Annotated in this window: 21 protein-coding genes and 1 pseudogene; 15 read left to right on the top strand and 7 right to left on the bottom strand. The window is 70.3% G+C overall.

The features are described 5' to 3' along the window. Window positions 1-20 precede the first annotated feature (20 nt). Window positions 21-761 (bottom strand): MerR family transcriptional regulator, encoded by a 741-nt coding sequence (locus ABEA82_RS09545; RefSeq protein WP_345660916.1) that lies wholly within the window; start codon window positions 759-761, stop codon window positions 21-23. Window positions 762-899: 138 nt separating this feature from the next. Here ABEA82_RS09545 and ABEA82_RS09540 point away from each other — a divergent pair, with 138 nt between their 5' ends. After that, window positions 900-1316, top strand: coding sequence for a DUF6281 family protein (locus ABEA82_RS09540; RefSeq protein ID WP_345660915.1), 417 nt, complete (start codon window positions 900-902; stop codon window positions 1314-1316). A gap of 13 nt (window positions 1317-1329) precedes the next feature. On the opposite strand, the gene ABEA82_RS09535 is transcribed toward ABEA82_RS09540, so the two are convergent. After that, window positions 1330-1935, bottom strand: coding sequence for a DUF7848 domain-containing protein (locus tag ABEA82_RS09535; protein ID WP_345660914.1), 606 nt, complete (start codon window positions 1933-1935; stop codon window positions 1330-1332). 105 nt (window positions 1936-2040) lie between these two features. Between ABEA82_RS09535 and ABEA82_RS09530 the strand changes: the two genes are divergently transcribed. Both ABEA82_RS09530 and ABEA82_RS09525 read left to right on the top strand, forming a co-directional pair. After that, window positions 2041-3000 carry a helix-turn-helix domain-containing protein gene (locus ABEA82_RS09530; RefSeq protein ID WP_345660913.1) on the top strand — a complete coding sequence of 320 codons (960 nt, stop codon included), beginning with the start codon at window positions 2041-2043 and terminating at the stop codon, window positions 2998-3000. Further along, window positions 2954-3061 (top strand): annotated as a pseudogene (locus ABEA82_RS09525) (DUF397 domain-containing protein); the annotation flags it as partial. The gene ABEA82_RS09530 and the pseudogene ABEA82_RS09525, both read left to right, overlap by 47 nt. Here ABEA82_RS09525 and ABEA82_RS09520 read toward each other — a convergent pair. The 3 genes from ABEA82_RS09520 to ABEA82_RS09510 form a co-directional block, all read right to left on the bottom strand. Then, window positions 3062-3406 carry a hypothetical protein gene (locus ABEA82_RS09520; RefSeq protein ID WP_345660912.1) on the bottom strand — a complete coding sequence of 115 codons (345 nt, stop codon included), beginning with the start codon at window positions 3404-3406 and terminating at the stop codon, window positions 3062-3064. Beyond that, on the bottom strand, window positions 3403-4062 hold the full coding sequence (locus ABEA82_RS09515; protein WP_345660911.1) for a DUF6232 family protein: 660 nt from the start codon (window positions 4060-4062) through the stop codon (window positions 3403-3405). Before ABEA82_RS09515 ends, ABEA82_RS09520 begins: the two co-directional genes overlap by 4 nt. A gap of 71 nt (window positions 4063-4133) precedes the next feature. Beyond that, window positions 4134-4451: a PLD nuclease N-terminal domain-containing protein gene (locus ABEA82_RS09510; protein WP_345660910.1), complete on the bottom strand. Its 318-nt coding sequence runs from the start codon at window positions 4449-4451 to the stop codon at window positions 4134-4136. 66 nt (window positions 4452-4517) lie between these two features. Here ABEA82_RS09510 and ABEA82_RS09505 point away from each other — a divergent pair, with 66 nt between their 5' ends. The 10 genes from ABEA82_RS09505 (at window position 4518) to ABEA82_RS09460 (ending at window position 13403) form a co-directional block, all read left to right on the top strand. Beyond that, window positions 4518-5969, top strand: a complete 1452-nt coding sequence (locus tag ABEA82_RS09505; protein WP_345660909.1) for a menaquinone biosynthesis decarboxylase — start codon at window positions 4518-4520, stop codon at window positions 5967-5969. After that, entirely contained in the window at window positions 5966-6868 is a 903-nt protein-coding gene (gene mqnP, locus ABEA82_RS09500; RefSeq protein ID WP_345660908.1) for a menaquinone biosynthesis prenyltransferase MqnP, read from the top strand. Before ABEA82_RS09505 ends, mqnP begins: the two co-directional genes overlap by 4 nt. Before the next feature lie 28 nt (window positions 6869-6896). Then, window positions 6897-7574, top strand: a complete 678-nt coding sequence (locus tag ABEA82_RS09495; RefSeq protein ID WP_345660907.1) for a UbiX family flavin prenyltransferase — start codon at window positions 6897-6899, stop codon at window positions 7572-7574. A 61-nt stretch (window positions 7575-7635) separates the two neighbouring features. Then, entirely contained in the window at window positions 7636-8091 is a 456-nt protein-coding gene (locus tag ABEA82_RS09490) for an Lrp/AsnC family transcriptional regulator (protein WP_345660906.1), read from the top strand. Between the two features lie 37 nt (window positions 8092-8128). Beyond that, window positions 8129-9292, top strand: coding sequence for an aminofutalosine synthase MqnE (gene mqnE, locus ABEA82_RS09485; protein WP_345660905.1), 1164 nt, complete (start codon window positions 8129-8131; stop codon window positions 9290-9292). A 73-nt stretch (window positions 9293-9365) separates the two neighbouring features. Continuing rightward, window positions 9366-10016 (top strand): UdgX family uracil-DNA binding protein, encoded by a 651-nt coding sequence (locus tag ABEA82_RS09480; protein ID WP_345660904.1) that lies wholly within the window; start codon window positions 9366-9368, stop codon window positions 10014-10016. Window positions 10017-10056: 40 nt separating this feature from the next. Then, on the top strand, window positions 10057-10581 hold the full coding sequence (locus ABEA82_RS09475) for a GNAT family N-acetyltransferase (protein ID WP_345660903.1): 525 nt from the start codon (window positions 10057-10059) through the stop codon (window positions 10579-10581). A gap of 114 nt (window positions 10582-10695) precedes the next feature. After that, window positions 10696-10998, top strand: a complete 303-nt coding sequence (locus tag ABEA82_RS09470) for a DUF4229 domain-containing protein (RefSeq protein WP_345660902.1) — start codon at window positions 10696-10698, stop codon at window positions 10996-10998. A gap of 310 nt (window positions 10999-11308) precedes the next feature. Beyond that, a complete protein-coding gene (locus ABEA82_RS09465; RefSeq protein ID WP_345660901.1) occupies window positions 11309-12610 on the top strand; it encodes a dicarboxylate/amino acid:cation symporter in 1302 nt (433 codons plus the stop codon). A gap of 97 nt (window positions 12611-12707) precedes the next feature. Continuing rightward, window positions 12708-13403: a TetR/AcrR family transcriptional regulator gene (locus tag ABEA82_RS09460; RefSeq protein ID WP_345660900.1), complete on the top strand. Its 696-nt coding sequence runs from the start codon at window positions 12708-12710 to the stop codon at window positions 13401-13403. 7 nt (window positions 13404-13410) lie between these two features. Here the strand turns inward: ABEA82_RS09460 and ABEA82_RS09455 are convergent, their stop codons facing one another. Further along, window positions 13411-14292, bottom strand: a complete 882-nt coding sequence (locus ABEA82_RS09455; RefSeq protein ID WP_345660899.1) for a MaoC family dehydratase — start codon at window positions 14290-14292, stop codon at window positions 13411-13413. Further along, window positions 14292-15659 (bottom strand): 3-oxoacyl-ACP reductase, encoded by a 1368-nt coding sequence (locus tag ABEA82_RS09450; protein WP_345660898.1) that lies wholly within the window; start codon window positions 15657-15659, stop codon window positions 14292-14294. Before ABEA82_RS09450 ends, ABEA82_RS09455 begins: the two co-directional genes overlap by 1 nt. Window positions 15660-15767: 108 nt before the next feature. On the opposite strand from ABEA82_RS09450, the gene ABEA82_RS09445 reads away from it, so the two are divergent. Then, the gene (locus ABEA82_RS09445; RefSeq protein ID WP_345661017.1) at window positions 15768-15950 is read left to right on the top strand and encodes a hypothetical protein; all 183 of its coding nucleotides are present in this window, start codon (window positions 15768-15770) and stop codon (window positions 15948-15950) included. Window positions 15951-16158: 208 nt separating this feature from the next. Next, the gene (locus ABEA82_RS09440) at window positions 16159-18078 is read left to right on the top strand and encodes an AMP-dependent synthetase/ligase (protein ID WP_425588498.1); all 1920 of its coding nucleotides are present in this window, start codon (window positions 16159-16161) and stop codon (window positions 18076-18078) included. Window positions 18079-18178: the final 100 nt, after the last annotated feature.

Below are 18178 nucleotides of genomic sequence, written 5' to 3'. Positions count from 1 at the left end.
ACGAACCCTGACCGGTGCGCTCAGTTGACGCCGATGTCCCCGTTCCCGGCCTCGGTGAGCCGGTCGAGGTAGGAGTGGAGGGCGCCCGCACCCTCGAGCATCACCCTGGTACGGACCGTCAGGGCCTGCCCGCGTGCCGCGATCGCCACGCGCAGGGCGTCGCTGCTGCCCTCTTTCCTCAACCCGTCCAGCACCGGCCTGATCTGGTCGAACAGGTAGTGACTGCGGCGCAGGGTCCGCACGAGCCGCGCGTCGCGCACATCGGCCGGCTCGTAGACCCGGTACCCCGTGCCCCGCTCGCGCCGCGGCGTCAGCAGCCCGGCCCCCTCCCACACCCGCAGCGCCGACGTCCGTACGCCCAGCAGCGCCGCCACCTCGCCGATGCGCAGCCCGCCGGAACGGGGCAGCGGCGCGGTCGGCTCCACCGCCAGCAGCTCCAGGGCCTCGCTCGCCGCCCGCAGCGACACCCGCTCCTCGTGCAGGGCGGCATGCGCGGCGTCGACCAGCGCGAGCGCGCCCGGGACGTCCCCGGCGTGCACGGCCTGCATGACCGGCGTCGCCGTGACCGGCCCGTACCCCTTCAGCAGCGTCCGGTACGCCAGCAGCGCACGACGGTGCAGGTCGGTGAAGGCGCGGTAGCCGGACGCGGTCCGGGCGGCCGGCGGGAGCACCCCGGCGTCCTCGTAGTTGCGGATCTGCTGCGTCGAGACCCCGGCCAGCCGGGCCAGATCGACGGGGCGGAGACGGCGTTCGGCGGTCATCGATCAGAAAGTTACGCCAGGAGAACGGCAGCCGGCGGCCCAAAGTCCCAACCCGGAATCCGAACCGATCCGCACCCCCGGACGTCCTCGTTGCGTATCCACCGAGCCGGAGCCCAGGCTCCCCGAGGAGGCCCACCGATGAAGGCGTCACCCCCGCACATCGACCGCGCACCCGCGTGGGCGCTCCTGGTAGCGACCCTCGCCTCGCTGTCCGTCGGCTGCGCGCAGGTCTCCTCCGACGACGGCGCGCCCGCGACGTCCTGTGCCTACGTCGTCGACTACGACAACCGCATCTACCTGGGGAGGGAGGAGACCGACGTCCCCGTGGGGAAGTCACTCGGCGGTGCCACCCGCGCGGCCTGCGACGACACCCCCGGCGACGGCGACGGCGACGACGGAGAGGACCCGGTCCTGATGACCGCGTCCGCCGTGCGGGGCGTGGACCCCGGCGTCGCCATCGCCGTGGCCGAGGACACCGGCACGTACCGTCTCGTCGTCGCCGACACCGTCAAGGAGCTCCCGCCCGAACTGCGGAAGCTGACCGACCGCCCCTGACACCCGTCCGGGCTCAGCCGCGCCTCTCCAGCACCGCGTAGTCGGCGAAGCTGCGGCGGTAGCGCAGGTGCCTCGTCTCCTGGGTGTGCCTGCGCTGCCACTCCTCGACCTCGGCCGGGGCCGAACAGGGCCCGGAACCGGCCCCGCAGTCCGCGTCCTCGCCGGAGACGCAGCGCGCCTCGTACTCGGGCAGGGCCGACGCGTCCTGCACGATCGAGTACGGCACGTACCTGAAGATCCTGCGGCCGGCGGACTCCCCACCGTGCTCCTGCCGTTGATGGTGGCGCAGCAGAACGTTCGCGTCCGTCACGGCACTTCCGTCGAACGCCGCCCGCGCCCTGTCCCGGCGCACGGCCAGCTCCTCGCACGTCGCGCACCCCGGCACCGGGACCGGAGGGCGGTTCGGATCCGCCGACAGTCCCTCCCTGGAACGGTCGTTGGCCGCACGTACGCCGGCACGGAGCCGCTCCTCCCGGGTCGCCTCGCGGATGCTCGCCGGGTCCGCCTGCCACTCCCGGCCGCCGCCGACCGGGCGCAGCATCACGTACGGGCCGGTTCTGTCCTGGTACTCGCCGACCTTGCCCGCTTGCGGGTCGTAGACGAGCGTTCCCGGTTCCATTTCCCTGCACCTCCGTAACTCTGGGTGTATCGAGCGTTGCGCAGGGGAACGGTCCGGTTCAATGCTTGGCGTGTGACACCGGTGCACTGTCACGGAGGGGGAGCCGTGAGCCGACGGAACGGCGGGGCGGAGTCGGGGGCGAGTACGGCAGCCGTGTTCGGGGAGGTGCTGCGGCATTTCCGTGAGGCGGCGCTGCTCACGCAGGAGGCTCTGGCGAGACAGATCCCGTGCGACCGCTCGCATGTGGCGCGGGTGGAGGCGGGGACACGGGTGCCCCAGGACTCGTTCGCCAAGGCGTGCGACGAACTCCTCGGGACCGGTGGGGTGTTGGCTCGCCTGTGGGGGCGGATCGACTGGTATCCGCAGGTGGAGCATCCTGATTGGTTCCGGCGCAGGGCTGAGATGGATGAGGTGGCCGTGACCCTGCGGGAGTACCATGAGCGCCTCATCCCAGGGCTGTTGCAAACAGGTGACTACGTCCGGGCGCTGTTCGCACGTGTCGCCAGTGGCGACGAGGTCGAGGACCGGGCTCGCGCCCGACTGAGTCGGCAGCGGCGGTTCCTGGCCGATGGCGGCCCGCTGTACATCGTCGTCCTGGACGAGAGCTGCCTGCGCAACGTGGTCGGCAGCCCGGCGATCATGAGGGACCAGTGCGCACACCTGCTCAGTGTCGGGAAGCGCCCCAACATCCGTGTCCAGGTTGCTCCGGCGAGCTTCTCGGAACTCCTCCGGCCCAACGTCTCCATGTCGCTGATCGAGCTGCCGGACGGGCGTCGATGCGTGTACTCGGAGTCGCTGGACCGTGGCCATTTCACCGATGATCCGGCCGTCTACACAGGTCATAGCCACGCCTATGATGTGCTCAGGGCGGACGCTCTGTCGGTCCGCGAGTCCGTCGCCATGATCAGCGACGCGATGAAGGGGTACGAGCAGCATGAAGAGGCACGAACTCTGCGCGGCGACTTGGATCAAGAGCAGCTACAGCGGCGAAAACGGCGGCAACTGCATCGAAGTAGCCCCCGGTTTCCCCGAAACCGTCCCCGTCCGCGACAGCAAGAACCCTGACGGACCCGTCCTGGTCGTGAGCCGGTCCGCCTGGTCGGCATTCGTCGGCTCCGTGCGCTGACTACTGCCCGCTCACCATCTGCAGGATCCTGTTGGCCGCCTCCGCGACCGGCTGGCCCACGGCCCCGACGGCCGCGGCGATCGCGGCGACAGCCATCAGCGCACGGTGCCGCTCCTGCACGGGTGCGGCGTCCGCGGCCAGTACCGGCAGGGACTCGTCGATGAGCTGCGCGCTCGGCTGCGGCAGCTGGTCGCGCAACTCCCGTACTTCGCGGATCAGCTCGGCCAGGGCCAGTCGCAGAGCGGGGTCCGTGTCGCCCGTGGCCGCGTTCTTCACGATGCCCGTGTTGCCGCTGCCGCCGTACATGCTGACGTTGTCGCCGTAGTGGTAGTTGTTGCCGCTCATGCTGCGATCCCCGTGTTCCCGCTGCCGCCGTACATGTTCACGCTGTCGCCGAAGTGGTAGTTCGTGGGTGAGTTGATCGTCAGGCGCTCCACCGTCACCTGGAACTCGGTGTCAGGATTCTCCAGCGCGCCCGAGACGTAGCCCACGAGCCGGTCCAGGTGCTGCGGGTCGGGGCTGGTCACCATCGCCGTGGAGGGGCCGGCCGTCTCGACGGCGAGGACGTAGTGGGACGGGGCCGTGACGACGGAGAGCATGTCCACGAAGAAGTAGATCAGCGCCGCACCGGAGCAGATCCACACGAGGACGATCAGTCCGCCGCCGCTGGACTGCTCACTCTCGTACGGGCCGCTGGAACTGCTCGCGAGGGAGATCAGGCCGCCGATGATCGACAGGCCGATGGCCACGGCCAGGATGATCCCGGTCCGGGACAGGAAGCGGAAGACCGCCTCCTTGCGCTTGGGGCGGAGGGTGAACGTGTACACCCGGGCGATGTTGCGCAGGGGATAGGCCGCGCCGCCGACCCATAACAGGCGCTTGTGGACGCGGAGTTCGACGTTGGTCATGGCGCGCGGTGGAGTGGAGGGCGGGGGCGGCACGTCCCACTGCCCCGGGGGCTGCTGGATCTCCATGGCGTCCTTCTGAAGGCCGGTGGTCACAGTGTGAACACCATTGACGACCATACGTGTCTCCGAGGCAACCCGTTTCCCGAAAGCCCCGCAGGACCCCCTCAGGGCTCGTCGCGCCTCGGGTCGTCGTCCTTGTCCCGGTCCTCGTCGAGGGACTTCAGGAAGTCGGGGTTGTCGTCGGGGGCCACCCACTGCCGGGAGCGTCCGCCCCGGACCCCTGACCAGCCGTCGGCGGCGGGGCTGCGCCTCTTGCCGGCGATGAGCCAGGAGAGGGAACCGACGAGGGGGAACACCAGGACGAGCAGCGCCCAAAGCGGCTTGGGCATGTGGCGGATGTCGTCGTCCTTGGTGCTGATGCAGTCGATGAACGCGTACACGCTCAGCGCCAGCGGCACGAGGAACATCAGTACCCGGAGCATGCGGCCTCTCAGCGAAAGCGGTGGGCGGTTCAGGGCCAGGGTAGCGGCTCGGGGATACTGGACCCCATGGCTTACGACGATCTTCGCTCCCTGCTCAGGGCGCTGGAGCGCGAGGGTGACCTCAAGCGCATCAAGGCCGAGGTCGACCCGTATCTGGAGGTCGGGGAGATCGTCGACCGGGTGCAGAAGGCCGGCGGGCCCGCGCTGCTCTTCGAGAACGTGCGCGGGGCGAGCATGCCGCTCGCGATGAACGTGTTCGGCACGGACCGGCGCCTGCTGAAGGCGCTGGGGCTGAAGTCGTACGGCGAGATCTCCGAGAAGATCGGCGGGCTGCTGAGGCCCGAGCTGCCGCACGGGTTCGTCGGCGTGCGCGAGGCCTTCGGCAAGCTCGGCTCGATGACGCACGTACCGCCGAAGAAGGTCAAGGACGGGCCGGTGCAGGAGGTCGTCCTCACCGGCGACGACGTGGACCTGGACCAGCTGCCCGCCCTCTTCACCTGGCCGAAGGACGGCGGCTCCTTCTTCAACCTGGGGCTGACCCACACCAAGGACCCGGAGACGGGCATCCGCAACCTCGGGCTGTACCGGCTCCAGCGGCACGACAAGCGCACCATCGGCATGCACTGGCAGATCCACAAGGACAGCCGGAACCACTACCAGGTGGCGGCGCGCCGGGGTGAGCGGCTGCCCGTCGCGATCGCCTTCGGGTGCCCGCCCGCCGTGACGTACGCCTCCACCGCCCCGCTGCCCGGCGACATCGACGAGTACCTGTTCGCCGGGTTCCTCGCGGGCAAGCGGATCGAGATGGTCGACTGCAAGACCGTGCCGCTCCAGGTGCCGGCGCAGGCCGAGGTCGTGATCGAGGGCTGGCTGGAGCCCGGCGAGATGCTTCCCGAGGGCCCCTTCGGCGACCACACCGGCTTCTACACGCCGCAGGAGCCGTTCCCGGCCCTGAAGATCGACTGCGTGACGATGCGGAAGCGGCCGCTGCTCCAGTCGATCGTGGTCGGCCGCCCTCCGACGGAGGACGGGCCCCTCGGCCGCGCGACGGAACGCTTCTTCCTGCCGCTGCTGAAGATCATCATCCCCGACATCGTGGACTACCACCTGCCGGAGGCGGGCGGCTTCCACAACTGCGCGATCCTCTCGATCGACAAGAAGTACCCGAAGCACGCGCAGAAGGTCATGCACGCCGTCTGGGGTGCGCACATGATGTCGCTGACCAAGCTGATCGTCGTCGTCGACTCCGACTGCGACGTGCACGATCTGCACGAGGTCGCCTGGCGGGCGCTGGGCAACACGGACTACGCCCGCGACCTGAGCATCGTCGAGGGCCCCGTCGACCACCTCGACCACGCCTCCTACCAGCAGTTCTGGGGCGGCAAGGCCGGTATCGACGCGACGAAGAAGTGGCCCGAGGAGGGCTACACGCGCGACGGCGGCTGGCCCGACATGGTCGAGTCGGATCCGGAGACGGCGGCGAAGGTGGACCGCCGCTGGAAGGAGTACGGCCTGTGACCAGCGCCTCCGCCGCGATCCCCCAGCCGGGACGCACCAAGGCGTTCCTGCGTCTCGTGATGATCGAGCACTCGGTCTTCGCGCTGCCCTTCGCCTACATCGCCGCGCTCACCGCGATGTTCCAGCTGGACCGGAACATCCACTGGGGGCGGCTGCTGCTCGTCACCGTCTGCATGGTGGGGCTGCGGACCTTCGCCATGGCGGTCAACCGGATCATCGACCGGGAGATCGACGCCCGCAACCCGCGTACGGCGCACCGCGAGTTGGTGACGGGCGCGATGTCGGTCCGGCACGCGTGGACGGGCGCCCTGATCGCCCTGGTCGTGTTCCTGGGCGCGGCGGCCCTGCTGAACCCCCTGTGCCTGGCCCTGGCCCCCATCGCGGTGATCCCGATGGTGGTCTACCCGTACGGCAAGCGGTTCACGAACTTCCCGCAGGCCATCCTGGGCCTGGCCCAGGCGATGGGCCCGGTCGGCGGCTGGCTGGCGGTCACGGGCGAGTGGTCCTGGGACGCCGTCATCCTCGGTCTCGCCGTGGGCATCTGGATCGGCGGCTTCGACCTGATCTACGCCTGCCAGGACGTCGAGACCGACCGCGAGATCGGCGTCCTGTCCGTCCCGGCCCGCTTCGGCGTCCCGGCGGCCGTGTGGGGCGCCCGCGTCTGCCACGCCCTCACGACGGCCCTGTTCGTCTGGTACGCCCTGGCCACCGACGCCGGCGCGTTCTTCTGGCTGGGCCTGCTGGTCGTCGCGGGTGCCTTCCTCTACGAGCACACCATCGTCCGGCCCCACGACCTGTCCCGCCTCAACCGCGCGTTCTTCAGCGTCAACGGCTTCATCGGCATCGCCCTGTTCGTCTGCGCGCTGCTGGACCTGCTCGTGCGGGGGCTGACCGTCTGACCGGTCCGTCCACCGGTACGCTCAAGATGTGAACGCAGGGGAAACGCAGCGCACGCCTTGGATCGTGGGGGTTTCAGGGGCCTCCGGTACGCCGTACGCGGCTGCCGTGCTGCGTGCGCTCCTGGAAGCGGGGGAGAGCGTCGACCTGGTCGTCAGCCGAGCCTCCCGCCTCACCCTGCTCGACGAGACCGGGATCTCCTTCCGGGACGCCCACTGGCGCGACGACCTGCGCGAATGGCTGTCCCGGGGCGCCGACGGCAAGCCGGGCACCTTCGCCGTGGACGTCGGTGCCGTACGCCACTGGAGCGCCGGTGACCTGGCCGCCGGGCCCTCCTCGGGGTCGTACCCGGCCAAGGGCATGCTGATCGTGCCCGCCTCGACCGCGAGCGTGGCCGGAGTGGCGCTCGGGCTGTCGAAGGACCTGTTGCAGCGGGCGGCGAGCGTGACCCTGAAGGAGAGCCGCACGCTGGTCGTGGCCGTACGCGAGACCCCGCTGAACGGTCAGACCCTCCGGCACCTGGTCACCCTCGACGACGCGGGCGCGGTCGTCGTGCCCGCCTCACCCGCCTTCTACGCGGGGGCGACGCACATCCAGGACCTGGTGGACTTCGTCGCCGGACGCGTACTCGACGCGGCGGGCGTGCCGCACCGGCTCTACCGCCGTTGGCAAGGTGAGCTCGGCGGCGGATCCGACCGTTCCGGCTGAGCTCCATCGTGCAGACCTCACCACAATCACAGACCTACTTCAGCGGAAGGCTTCGATCGCAATGGACGCGGTGGACAGGCAGCTCATCCAGGCCCTGAGGGAGAACGGCCGGGCCTCCTACGCGGAGCTGGGACGCCTCGTCGGACTGTCGGGACCCAGTGTCACCGACCGCATCAACCGGCTGGAGGCGGCCGGGGTCATCACCGGCTACCGGGCCACCGTCGACGCCGCCTCGCTCGGCCTCGGCGTCATCGCCCTGATCGGCATCTCGCTCTCCGACGCAGCCGACCATGAGGACGTGGCCCAGCGGCTGAGGGACCTCTCGGAGATCGAGGACTGCTGGTTCATCGCGGGCGACGACTCGTACATGCTCAAGGTGCGGGCGACGGACGTGGACGGCCTGGAGAAGATCATCCGGCGGCTCAGCGGCACGAAGGGCGTGTCCCGGACGCGTACGACGATCGTGCTCTCCACCAAGTGGGAGAACCGGGTCGGGGAACTGCCTGAACAGGAGTAGTCGTACGGTGGGGACGTCTTCGTAGAAAGGTGTGGGCATGGATCTCGGGCTCAAGCGCGAGCTGGAGGAGAAGGTCAGGACGGGCGTCCGACTGACCCGTGAGGACGGCATCGCGCTGTACGAGTCGGACGACCTGGCCTGGCTCGGCGGCCTCGCGCACGAGGTGCGCACCCGCAAGAACGGCGACGTCGTGCACTTCAACGTCAACCGTCATCTCAACATGACGAACGTGTGCACGGCCTCCTGCGCGTACTGCTCCTTCCAGCGCAAGCCGGGGGAGAAGGACGCGTACACGATGCGCATCGAGGAGGCCGTCAAGCTCGCGAAGGCGATGGAGTCGGAGAACCTCACCGAACTGCACATCGTCAACGGGCTGCACCCGAACCTGCCGTGGCGGTACTACCCGCGTTCGCTCCGGGAGCTGAAGGCCGCGCTGCCGCACGTCTCGCTGAAGGCCTTCACGGCGACCGAGATCCACCACTTCGAGACCATCTCGGGGATGAGCGCGTCGGAGATCCTCGACGAGCTGATCGATGCCGGTCTGGAGTCGCTGACGGGTGGTGGCGCGGAGATCTTCGACTGGGAGGTCCGGCAGCACGTCGTCGACCACCGCACCCACTGGGAGGACTGGTCCCGGATCCACCGGCTCGCGCACGAGAAGGGGCTGAAGACCCCGTGCACGATGCTGTACGGGCACATCGAGGAGCCGCGCCACCGTGTCGACCACGTGCTGCGGCTGCGGGAGTTGCAGGACGAGACCGGCGGGTTCCAGGTCTTCATTCCGCTGCGGTACCAGCACGACTTCGTCGACATGCAGGACGGGAAGGTGCGCAATCGCCTTCAGGCGCGGACGCAGATGGCGACGGGTGCGGAGGCGCTGAAGACCTTCGCGGTGTCGCGGCTGCTGTTCGACAACGTGCCGCATGTGAAGGTCTTCTGGGTGATGCACGGGGTGCAGACGGCGCAGCTGGCCTTGCAGCACGGTGCCGATGACATGGACGGGTCGGTCGTCGAGTACAAGATCACGCATGATGCGGACAACTACGGGACGCCGAACAAGCTGACGCGTGAGGATCTGCTGGATCTGATTCGGGATGCCGGGTTCCGGCCCGTTGAGCGGAACACTCGGTACGAGATCATTCGGGAGTATGACGGGCCCGATCCGGAGCTTCGGGAGTCGCCGCAGCCGATGCGTGTGTGACGTCCTTCGGCTGCGGGTTTGTGGGGGTTGAGCGCGCAGTTCCCCGCGCCCCTGGGGTGGGTACCCGGGGGGCATGGTCAGGACCAAGACGTCCGAGGATGCCTATACGGCTGAACCCTTCCTTCCAGAACGCGGTGGGCTCGCCGCTCTACGGCGGGCCGCTGCCGAGTGCCGGGGCTGCCCCCTGCACCGGGATGCCACGCAGACCGTCTTCGGTGCCGGCGATGCGGATGCCCGGGTCATGCTCGTAGGGGAGCAGCCCGGGGATCAGGAGGATCGGCAGGGGAAGCCGTTCGTCGGGCCTGCCGGGCGGTTGCTGGACCGGGCGTTGGAGGAGGCGGGGATCGATCCCGCCGAGGCCTATGTCACCAACGCCGTGAAGCACTTCAAGTTCACGCAGGCCGAGCCGCGCAAGCGGCGGATCCACAAGGCGCCCAGCCTGAGGGAGATGACCGCGTGCGGGCCCTGGCTGGCCGCGGAGCTCGCCGTCGTGGAGCCGGAGCTGATCGTCGTGCTGGGGGCCACCGCCGGGAAGGCGCTGCTCGGGTCCTCGTTCCGGGTGACGCAGGTGCGCGGCACCGTGCTGGAGGAGGAGATCCACGGGCGGGCGGAGCGGCTGGTGCCGACGGTGCATCCGTCCTCGGTGCTGCGGGCGGAGGACCGGGAGGCGGCGTACCAGGGGCTGCTGTCGGATCTGAAGGTGGCGGCGCAGGCACTGGGGTAATAGTTACAAGCCGTGCTGGGGTAATAGCTACAATCCCCGCATGCCCCTTACCTTCACGCTCGATCCCGCCGTCACTCCGGAGCTGCGCGACGGCATCCTCGATCTGTGGGCCGATGTCTCCAACGCCGGCGGAGCCGTCGGGTTCGTGCCGCCGGTGACGCGGGAGGACATCCGGCCCCTGCTGCTGAAGCACTTCGCCTTGATGGCGGAGGGGCAGGTGAGGCTGCTCGTGGGGCACGACGAGGACGGGCGGGCCGCGGCGACCGCGTTCCTGACCCTCAACACGCACCAGCTGATGACGCACTGGCTGTGGCTGTACACGGTGATGGTGCACCCGCGTCACCAGGGCAAGGGGTACGGGCGTGATCTGCTGGCCGCCGCGGCGGACGCGGCCCGGGGGCTCGACGGCATCGAGGCGATCCGGCTGACCTGCCGGGGCGGGCTCGGGCTCGAGCGGTTCTACGGGTCCTGCGGCTACAAGGAGGTCGGCCGGATCCCGGACGCCATCCGGGTGGCACCGGGTGACGACCGGGACGACGTGATCATGCTTCTGCCGCTGAGCTGACCCCTCTTCCCCTCTTCCGCTCTTCTCTCGCTGAACTGACCCCGCTGCAAGATCGGCCGCGCGGCGTGCTTCACTGAACAGTGGCCCTTTTTGGAATCGGAAGAGTGGATTGAGATGCTCCGCTACACACTGATGCGCCTCGGAATCTTCGTGGGCTGCCTCGTGGTCGTCTGGGGCCTCGTCTACTCCGGCCTCGCCCCGAGCGGCCTCGGCGACAGCAACGGCCTGTGGGTCGTCCTGCTCGCCCTGGTGCTCTCCGCGCCGATCAGCTTCGTGGTGCTGCGCAAGGAGCGCGACCGGGCGTCCGTGCAGATCGTGCAGCGGGTCGACCGGATGAAGGCCAACCTGGAGGCCAACCGCAGCCAGGAGGACGCGGAGGACGTGGCCGACGACACGTCCCGCGCCCAGACCTCGTAACGTCCCTCACAGGCGTCCAGCGCCCCGTTTCCGAACATGCTCGGAAACGGGGCGCTTTGCCTTGTATGGGTGCATCCGCGTTTTCGCCTGTCAAAGCCAGGCTTTGGGGTCCTCAAAGTTCAGGTGTTAAGGTGATTGTCATGAAGTCAGCAGTCGCGCCCCACACGCCCCAGAGCGTCTCGCTCGTGGCGCGCCTGCACGTGGATCTCTGTCGGTGCGCGTCCGCTTACCTGTCGTCCCTGACGTAACGCCAACCCCCCGTCGTCTCCCACGTCAGCTCCCCTACGCGTCCCCCCAACGGAGTCGGTCCGTGTCCTCACACACGAAGTCCTTCAAGGTGCCCTTCTGGGCCCAGATCATCGCCGGTCTCGTCCTTGGCGTGCTGCTCGGCTGGCTCGCCCGCAGTCAGGACCTGTCCTGGCTGGTCACGACCCTGGAGAAGGTCGGCGACACCTTCATCGGGCTGCTGAAGCTCGCCGTCGCCCCGCTCGTCTTCTTCGCGATCCTGGTCTCGATCACCAACCTGCGGAAGGTCAACAACGCGGCCCGCCTGGCCTCGCGCACCCTCCTCTGGTTCATGGCCACGTCGCTGATCGCGGTGAGCATCGGTCTCGTCATCGGCCTGCTCACCAACCCGGGCGCCGGCACCGGCCTCACGCCCAAGGACGGCGCGAAGCCCGAGGACACCGGCTCCTGGATCGACTTCCTCACCGGCATCGTGCCGACGGACGTGATCACGCCGTTCACCGAGCTGAACGTGCTCCAGATCGTCTTCATGGCCGCCGTCGCCGGTATCGCGGCGCTCCAGCTCGGCGAGAAGGCCCAGCCGATCCTCACCCTCAGCGAGTCCGTGCTCAGCCTGCTCCAGAAGGCGCTGTGGTGGGTCATCCGGCTCGCCCCGATCGGCACCGTCGGCCTCATCGGCAACGCCATCGCCACCTACGGCTGGGACCTGATCGGCAAGTACGCCACCTTCACCGTCGACATCTACGTCGGCTGCGCGATCGTGCTCTTCGTGGTCTACCCGATCCTGCTCGCCACCGTCGCCAAGGCCAACCCGATCCAGTTCTTCAAGGGTGCCTGGCCCGCCATCCAGCTGGCCTTCGTCTCCCGCTCGTCCGTGGGCACCATGCCCCTGACGCAGAAGGTCACCGAGCGGCTCGGCGTGCCGAAGGAGTACGCGTCCTTCGCGGTGCCGTTCGGCGCGACGACCAAGATGGACGGCTGCGCCGCGATCTACCCGGCGATCGCCGCGATCTTCGTCGCCCAGATCTTCGGTATCCAGCTCGGTGTCGGTGACTACCTGCTGATCGCGTTCGTCTCGGTGGTCGGCTCGGCCGCCACGGCCGGTCTGACCGGCGCGACGGTCATGCTGACCCTCACCCTCTCCACCCTCGGCCTGCCGATGGAGGGCGTCGGTCTGCTCCTCGCGATCGACCCGATCCTCGACATGATGCGCACCGCGACGAACGTCGCCGGGCAGGCCCTGATCCCGGTCCTGGTCTCGGCCCGGGAGAACCTGCTCGACCGTGACGCCTACGCCACGGCCGACGGTTCCTCCCTGGACGAGCCGCGCGACGAGCGGCCCGAGCAGGTCCCGGCGGCGGCCTGACGGCACCGGCTTTCGCGCCTACGCTCCTCCGGTCCCCCTGGCCGGTCCCATCGGTTCCCGACCGAGGACCGGCCAGGGGGACCGTACGCTGAACGCCATGGGTGCCGTGAAGACCAAGCGGATGCCGCGTGCGGTCCGTGAACAGCAGATGCTGGACGCCGCCGTGCAGATCTTCGGCCAGCGGGGGTACCGGGCCGCGTCGATGGACGAGATAGCCGAACTCGCGGGCGTGTCCAAGCCGTTGGTCTACCTGTACCTGAACTCCAAGGAAGACCTCTTCACCGCCTGCATCCGCCGCGAGGCCGCGGCACTCGTCGAGGCGGTACGGGCCGGGGTCCGGCGCGATCTGCCCGCTGACCGGCAACTCTGGGAAGGGCTCGGCGCGTTCTTCACGCACACGGGGCGCAACCCGGACGCCTGGGCCGTACTGCACCTCCAGGCCCGTACCCACGGCGAGCCGTTCGCCGCCGAGGTCACCGCGATGCGCGAGGAGATCGTCGCGTTCGTCACCCAGCTGATCCTCGACGCCGCCCGCGAGGCCCTCCCTCAAGCTCTCGGCTGCGCTCGAGCAGGGAGGTACCCCCACGACCCCGACCTGCCGGAGCGCGAGGTCGGCGGTCTCGCCGAGGCCCTCGTCGGCGCCGCCGAGTCGCTCGCCGCCTGGGCCAACGCCACCCCCGGCGTCACGGCCCGGCAGGCCGCGGCGACCCTGATGAACTTCGCCTGGGCCGGCCTGGGCGACCTCATGGCCGGACGGCCGTGGTCGCCCCCGGAGGAGCCTGCGGACGGCTAGCCCCGCTTCAGGTCCGGCGGACCTCTCCGGCCACGTGCAACCGGTCGTCCCGCCCGCGCAGTTCGAACCGGCCGTCCTCCGCCCCGTACGTCACCGTCGCGGGGAGCGGGACCGGTGCCCGGAACTCGGCGCGGAGGTAGCAGGAGTCCGGCGTGCCGTGTGCGGCGAGGCAGCGGGCGACCGTCCACATGCCGTGCGCGATGGCCCGGGGGAAGCCAAAAAGGCGGGCGGTGAGCGGATGGAGATGGATCGGATTACGGTCACCGGACACGGCCGCGTACCGCCGCCCGACCTCCTCGCCGACCCGCCACTCGCCGACGACGGCCAACGCCTTACGCACCTCCTCGCCGCGGGGCTCGGTGGACCTGGGGGTCCCAGGGGGTCCGGCCGACCCGGCCGGCCTGCGCGTGTCGTGGCGGGCGAGGTATGTGCTGCTCGACTGCCACACCATGTCCCCGCCCTCGCGCACCTCGGTGACGATCGTCGCCTCCGTGCCGCGCCGGTGCGGTGCCAGTCCCTCGACCCACACCGCGAGTTCGTACGCGCCGGTGGCCGGCATGCCCCGGTGCCGGGTGATCGTGATCGACGTGTGGACGAGGCCCAGCAGCGGCAGCGGAAAGTCCCGGCCGCTCATCAGCCGCATGGCCAGGGGGAATCCCAGCACGTGCGGATAGGTCAGCGGCAGCGTGTCCTCCCCGGTCGGGAATCCGCACACCCGCTCGTACGCCGCCAGTCGCGCGAGGTCGACGCGCAGGCCCGGCAGGACGAGCCGGGTGCGCGGGAACTCCGAATCGGGGGAGGGCCGTTTGAAGGGTGACAGCAGGGCGCCGCGGGCGAGGAGCGGGGCGAGGGACGGGGGCTGGGTGAGGACGAGAGCGGCGTCGGCCATCACGCCCCCAGCAGGCTCTGGCCGCAGACGCGGACGACCTGGCCGTTGACCGCGCCCGAGCCCGGGTCGGCGAGCCACGCGGTGGTCTCGGCGACGTCCACCGGGAGGCCGCCCTGGGCGAGGGAGTTCATCCGGCGGCCCGCCTCGCGGATGAACAGCGGGACGGCCGCCGTCATCTTCGTCTCGATGAAGCCGGGCGCGACCGCGTTGACCGTCACCCCGTGCTCCGCGAGCGCGCGGGGCGCGAGGGAGCGGACCAGACCGACGACGCCCGCCTTGCTCGCACCGTAGTTGGTCTGCCCGGCGTTGCCGGCGAGGCCCGCGATCGAGGCCGTCGCCACGATCCGGCCGCCGCGGTTCAGCGTCCCGGCCTTGAGCAGTGCGTCCGTCGTGCGCAGCACACTCGCCAGGTTCACCTCCAGCACCGGGACCCAGCGCTCGACCGGCATGTTCACCAGCCGGCGGTCCCGGGTGATGCCCGCGTTGTGGACCAGCACGTCCAGGCCGTCGGGCAGGGCCTCGGCGATCCGGGCACCGGCGTCCGCGGCCGTGATGTCGAGGAGCAGGGCGGTGCCGCCGATCCGGTCGGCGACGCGCCGGGCGTCCTGCTCGGCCTGCGGCACGTCGAGGACGACGACCCGGGCACCGTCCCGGGCGAGTGTCTCGGCGACCGCTTCACCGATGCCGCGTGCGGCGCCGGTGACCAGGGCGGTGCGGCCGGTCAGGGGGCGGTCCCGGTCGACGAGGGCGGAGGGCTCTTCACTGGCCTCTTCGCCAGGTTCTTCACCGGGCCCTTCGCCGGGCTCTTCACTGGCCTCTTCGCCGGGCCCGACCTCGATCACCTGCCCGCTCACGTACGCCGACTTCGGCGACAGCAGGAAGCGGAGGGTGGACTCCGCGGCGGACGCGTCCGTGAGCCGGACCAGGTTCACGGTCCTGCCCCGGCCGATCTCCTTGCCGAGTGAGCGCGTGAAGCCCTCCAGGGCCTGCTGGGCGGCGGCCTGATGGTGGTCGGCGGGGTCGAGTGGTGCGCCGAGCACCACCACGCGCCCGCTGTCGGCGACCGACCGTACGACCGGGTGCAGGGCCGCGTGCACCCCGGCCAGTCCCTCGACGTCCCGCACCCCGGTCGCGTCCAGCACGACGGCGGCGGTCCGGCCGGAGCCGGCCGGGGCGACTCCCGTACGGGCGAGGACCGGCGCCAGGTCGAGGGCGGAGCTGCCGGCGGTGAGGTGCAGCAGGCCGCCGTCCAGGGCGGGCCGCTCGGCGGACCAGCGGACCAGGGCCGCGGGCTGCGGCAGCCCGAGCCGACGGGTGAGGAAGCGGCCGGGTGCGGTACCGGTGATGCGCAGATAGCGGTCGGCCATTCCAACTCCCAGTTCCCGACGACGGCTCACACTGAAGGCGCACTCTTGCTTACTCTGGAGTAAGGTTACCGGAGGTAAGGCTACGTCACAGGCGAGGAGCAGGTCGAGATGAGCCCCCAGGAGATGCCGGTGCGGCGCGTGGCGATCATCGGCGGAGCGCGCATCCCCTTCGCCCGCTCCGACGGCCCCTACGCCACCGCTTCCGACCAGCAGATGGGTGACGGCCCTGGAACGGGCCTGAGGGCGACCGTCCTGGAACGGGCCTGGGAGCGGCGGGCGTACCGGAGCTGAAAGACCCTCACGTAACCTCCGAGAATGCACAGGCCCGGCTCCGGACCATTCCCGAACCCGCACGAACCCGCCACGTGAGGGTCGTACGATCCGGTTCCTACCGCCAGTAACCCCTTTCTGGGGGGTTCGGCCGATTGAGCGCCTCGGCGTGCGAGGCACGTACGTCATGCAGCAAGCAGTTCTTTGCTGCACGCCCCAGGAGCCGCCCGTGTCCACTGCCCATCCCTCCTCCGCCTACGGCGACGTGTACGGCGGACCGGTCCTGGTCGAGCCCGAGACCCGGCGCCTGGACGGGGCGGTGCGGGAGGCGTCCGTACCGCCGCTGGCGCCGCCGTGGACGCACGGGTCGCTCGCCGACCTGCCGTTCGACAACGCGAGTGCGGACCCGGGGGCCGTGGCGCTCAGCCGCAAGGACGCCGACGGGCGCTGGAGCGATGTCACGGCGGCCGAGTTCGCGGGGCAGGTGCTGGCCGTGGCGAAGGGGCTCATCGCCGAGGGCCTGATGCCGGGCGACCGCATCGCGGTGATGGCCCGCACGATCTACGAGTGGACGGTCCTGGACTTCGCGGCCTGGTCGGCCGGACTGGTCACCGTCCCCATCTACCCCACGTCCTCCGTCTTCCAGGCCCGCTGGATCCTCCAGGACTCCGGCGCCGTCGCCCTCGTCACCGAGACCGCGGGGCAGGCCGCCGCCCTCGGCCCGGAGCGGGAACGCCTGCCCGACCTCCAGCACGTGTGGGTCCTGGAGAAGGGACACCTGGACCGGCTCGTCGAAGCCGGTGCGCACCTGAGCGACCAGGAGGTCGAGGTGCGGCGCGGCATGTCGGGCCCCGACACGCTCGCCACCCTCATCTACACCTCCGGCACCACCGGCCGCCCCAAGGGCTGCGTCCTCACCCACGGCAACTTCTTCGCCGAGGTGGACAACGCGATCGAGCTCCTCTACCCCGTCTTCAAGACGAAGACCAGCGAAGAGGCCTCGGTCCTGCTGTTCCTGCCCATGTCCCACGTCTTCGGCCGCATGGTGGCCATCGCGTGCGTCCGCGCCCGCGTACGGCTGGGCCACGCGCCCAGCATCAAGGCGGATCACCTCCTGCCGGACCTCGCCAGCTTCCGGCCGACCTGTCTGCTGGCCATCCCGTACATGCTGGAGAAGGTGTTCAACTCGGCCCGCGCCAAGGCCGAGGCGGGGGGCCGGCTGTCGACGTTCGACCGGGCCGTGTCGGTCGCGCAGCGCTACGGCGAGGCGATGGAGGCCCGGCAGACGGGCACCGGCCCGGGCCCCACCCGGGCGCTCAAGGCGGCCCGGGTCTTCTACGACCCGCTCGTCTACCGCCGTATCCGCAACGCCATGGGCGGCAGGGTCCGCTACGCCATCTGCGGCGGCTCACCGCTCGGCCGGCGCCTGGCCGCCTTCTACGCCGGAGCCGGCATCGAGATCTTCGAGGGCTACGGCCTCACGGAGACGACCGGCGCGTCGACCGTCACCCCGCCCCTGAAACCCCGCCTCGGCACGGTCGGCTGGCCCCTGCCCGGCACCCGCGTCCGCATCGCCGCCGACGGCGAGATCCTCCTCGCCGGCGACCACGTGCTGCGCGGCTACTGGGACCCCCAGGCCGGGGGCGTCGTCCCCGCCGCTCCCGACGGCTGGCTCGCCACCGGTGACATCGGCGAACTGGACGACGAGGGCTATCTGACGATCACCGGCCGCAAGAAGGAGCTCCTGATCACCGCGGGCGGCAAGAGCGTCGCCCCGGCGCCACTGGAGAACTGGCTGCGCTCCCACCCCCTGATCTCCCAGTGCATGGTCATCGGCGACGGCCGCCCCTACGTCTCCGCCCTCATCACCCTCGACCCCGACGGCATCACCCACTGGCGCCAGATGAACGGCAAGCACCCCGTGCCGGCCACCCTCCTCGTCGACGACGAGGAGCTCCGCTCCGTCCTCCAGCGCGCCGTCGACGAGGCCAACAAACTGGTCTCCCGCCCCGAATCCATCCGCCGCTTCGCCATCCTCCCCGCGGACTTCACCGAGGAGGCGGGCCATCTGACCCCCTCCATGAAGCTCCGCCGCCAGGCGGTGATGCGCACCTTCGCGACGGAGGTGGAGGGGCTGTACGCGCGGTGAGACGGGGCGCGGCGACCGGCTCTCCGAGAGGGAAGGGCTTGCCCGGGAGCGGGGCGGGCGCGCGGCCTTTGCGAGGTCTTCACACGGATTCCTTGACGCC

This window comes from Streptomyces venetus (assembly GCF_039540295.1).
Taxonomy (GTDB): Bacteria; Actinomycetota; Actinomycetes; order Streptomycetales; family Streptomycetaceae; genus Streptomyces; species Streptomyces venetus.
The sequence above is the reverse complement of the archived record's forward strand: the minus strand, read 5'-3'. Positions and strand labels throughout refer to the sequence as shown.

Bases quoted from the DNA above. Each gene is read 5' to 3' on its own strand.
- ABEA82_RS09455 (WP_345660899.1), bottom strand. From the start codon at position 14,292: ATGGCCGACGCCGCTCTCGTCCTCACCCAGCCCCCGTCCCTCGCCCCG.
- ABEA82_RS09450 (WP_345660898.1), bottom strand. From the start codon at position 15,659: ATGGCCGACCGCTATCTGCGCATCACCGGTACCGCACCCGGCCGCTTC.
- ABEA82_RS09470 (WP_345660902.1), top strand. From the start codon at position 10,696: ATGCTCCGCTACACACTGATGCGCCTCGGAATCTTCGTGGGCTGCCTC.
- ABEA82_RS09505 (WP_345660909.1), top strand. From the start codon at position 4,518: ATGGCTTACGACGATCTTCGCTCCCTGCTCAGGGCGCTGGAGCGCGAG.
- ABEA82_RS09460 (WP_345660900.1), top strand. From the start codon at position 12,708: ATGGGTGCCGTGAAGACCAAGCGGATGCCGCGTGCGGTCCGTGAACAG.
- ABEA82_RS09510 (WP_345660910.1), bottom strand. From the start codon at position 4,451: ATGCTCCGGGTACTGATGTTCCTCGTGCCGCTGGCGCTGAGCGTGTAC.
- ABEA82_RS09520 (WP_345660912.1), bottom strand. From the start codon at position 3,406: ATGAGCGGCAACAACTACCACTACGGCGACAACGTCAGCATGTACGGC.
- ABEA82_RS09540 (WP_345660915.1), top strand. From the start codon at position 900: ATGAAGGCGTCACCCCCGCACATCGACCGCGCACCCGCGTGGGCGCTC.
- ABEA82_RS09480 (WP_345660904.1), top strand. From the start codon at position 9,366: ATGGTCAGGACCAAGACGTCCGAGGATGCCTATACGGCTGAACCCTTC.
- ABEA82_RS09445 (WP_345661017.1), top strand. From the start codon at position 15,768: ATGAGCCCCCAGGAGATGCCGGTGCGGCGCGTGGCGATCATCGGCGGA.
- mqnE (WP_345660905.1), top strand. From the start codon at position 8,129: ATGGATCTCGGGCTCAAGCGCGAGCTGGAGGAGAAGGTCAGGACGGGC.
- ABEA82_RS09545 (WP_345660916.1), bottom strand. From the start codon at position 761: ATGACCGCCGAACGCCGTCTCCGCCCCGTCGATCTGGCCCGGCTGGCC.
- ABEA82_RS09490 (WP_345660906.1), top strand. From the start codon at position 7,636: ATGGACGCGGTGGACAGGCAGCTCATCCAGGCCCTGAGGGAGAACGGC.
- ABEA82_RS09535 (WP_345660914.1), bottom strand. From the start codon at position 1,935: ATGGAACCGGGAACGCTCGTCTACGACCCGCAAGCGGGCAAGGTCGGC.
- ABEA82_RS09475 (WP_345660903.1), top strand. From the start codon at position 10,057: ATGCCCCTTACCTTCACGCTCGATCCCGCCGTCACTCCGGAGCTGCGC.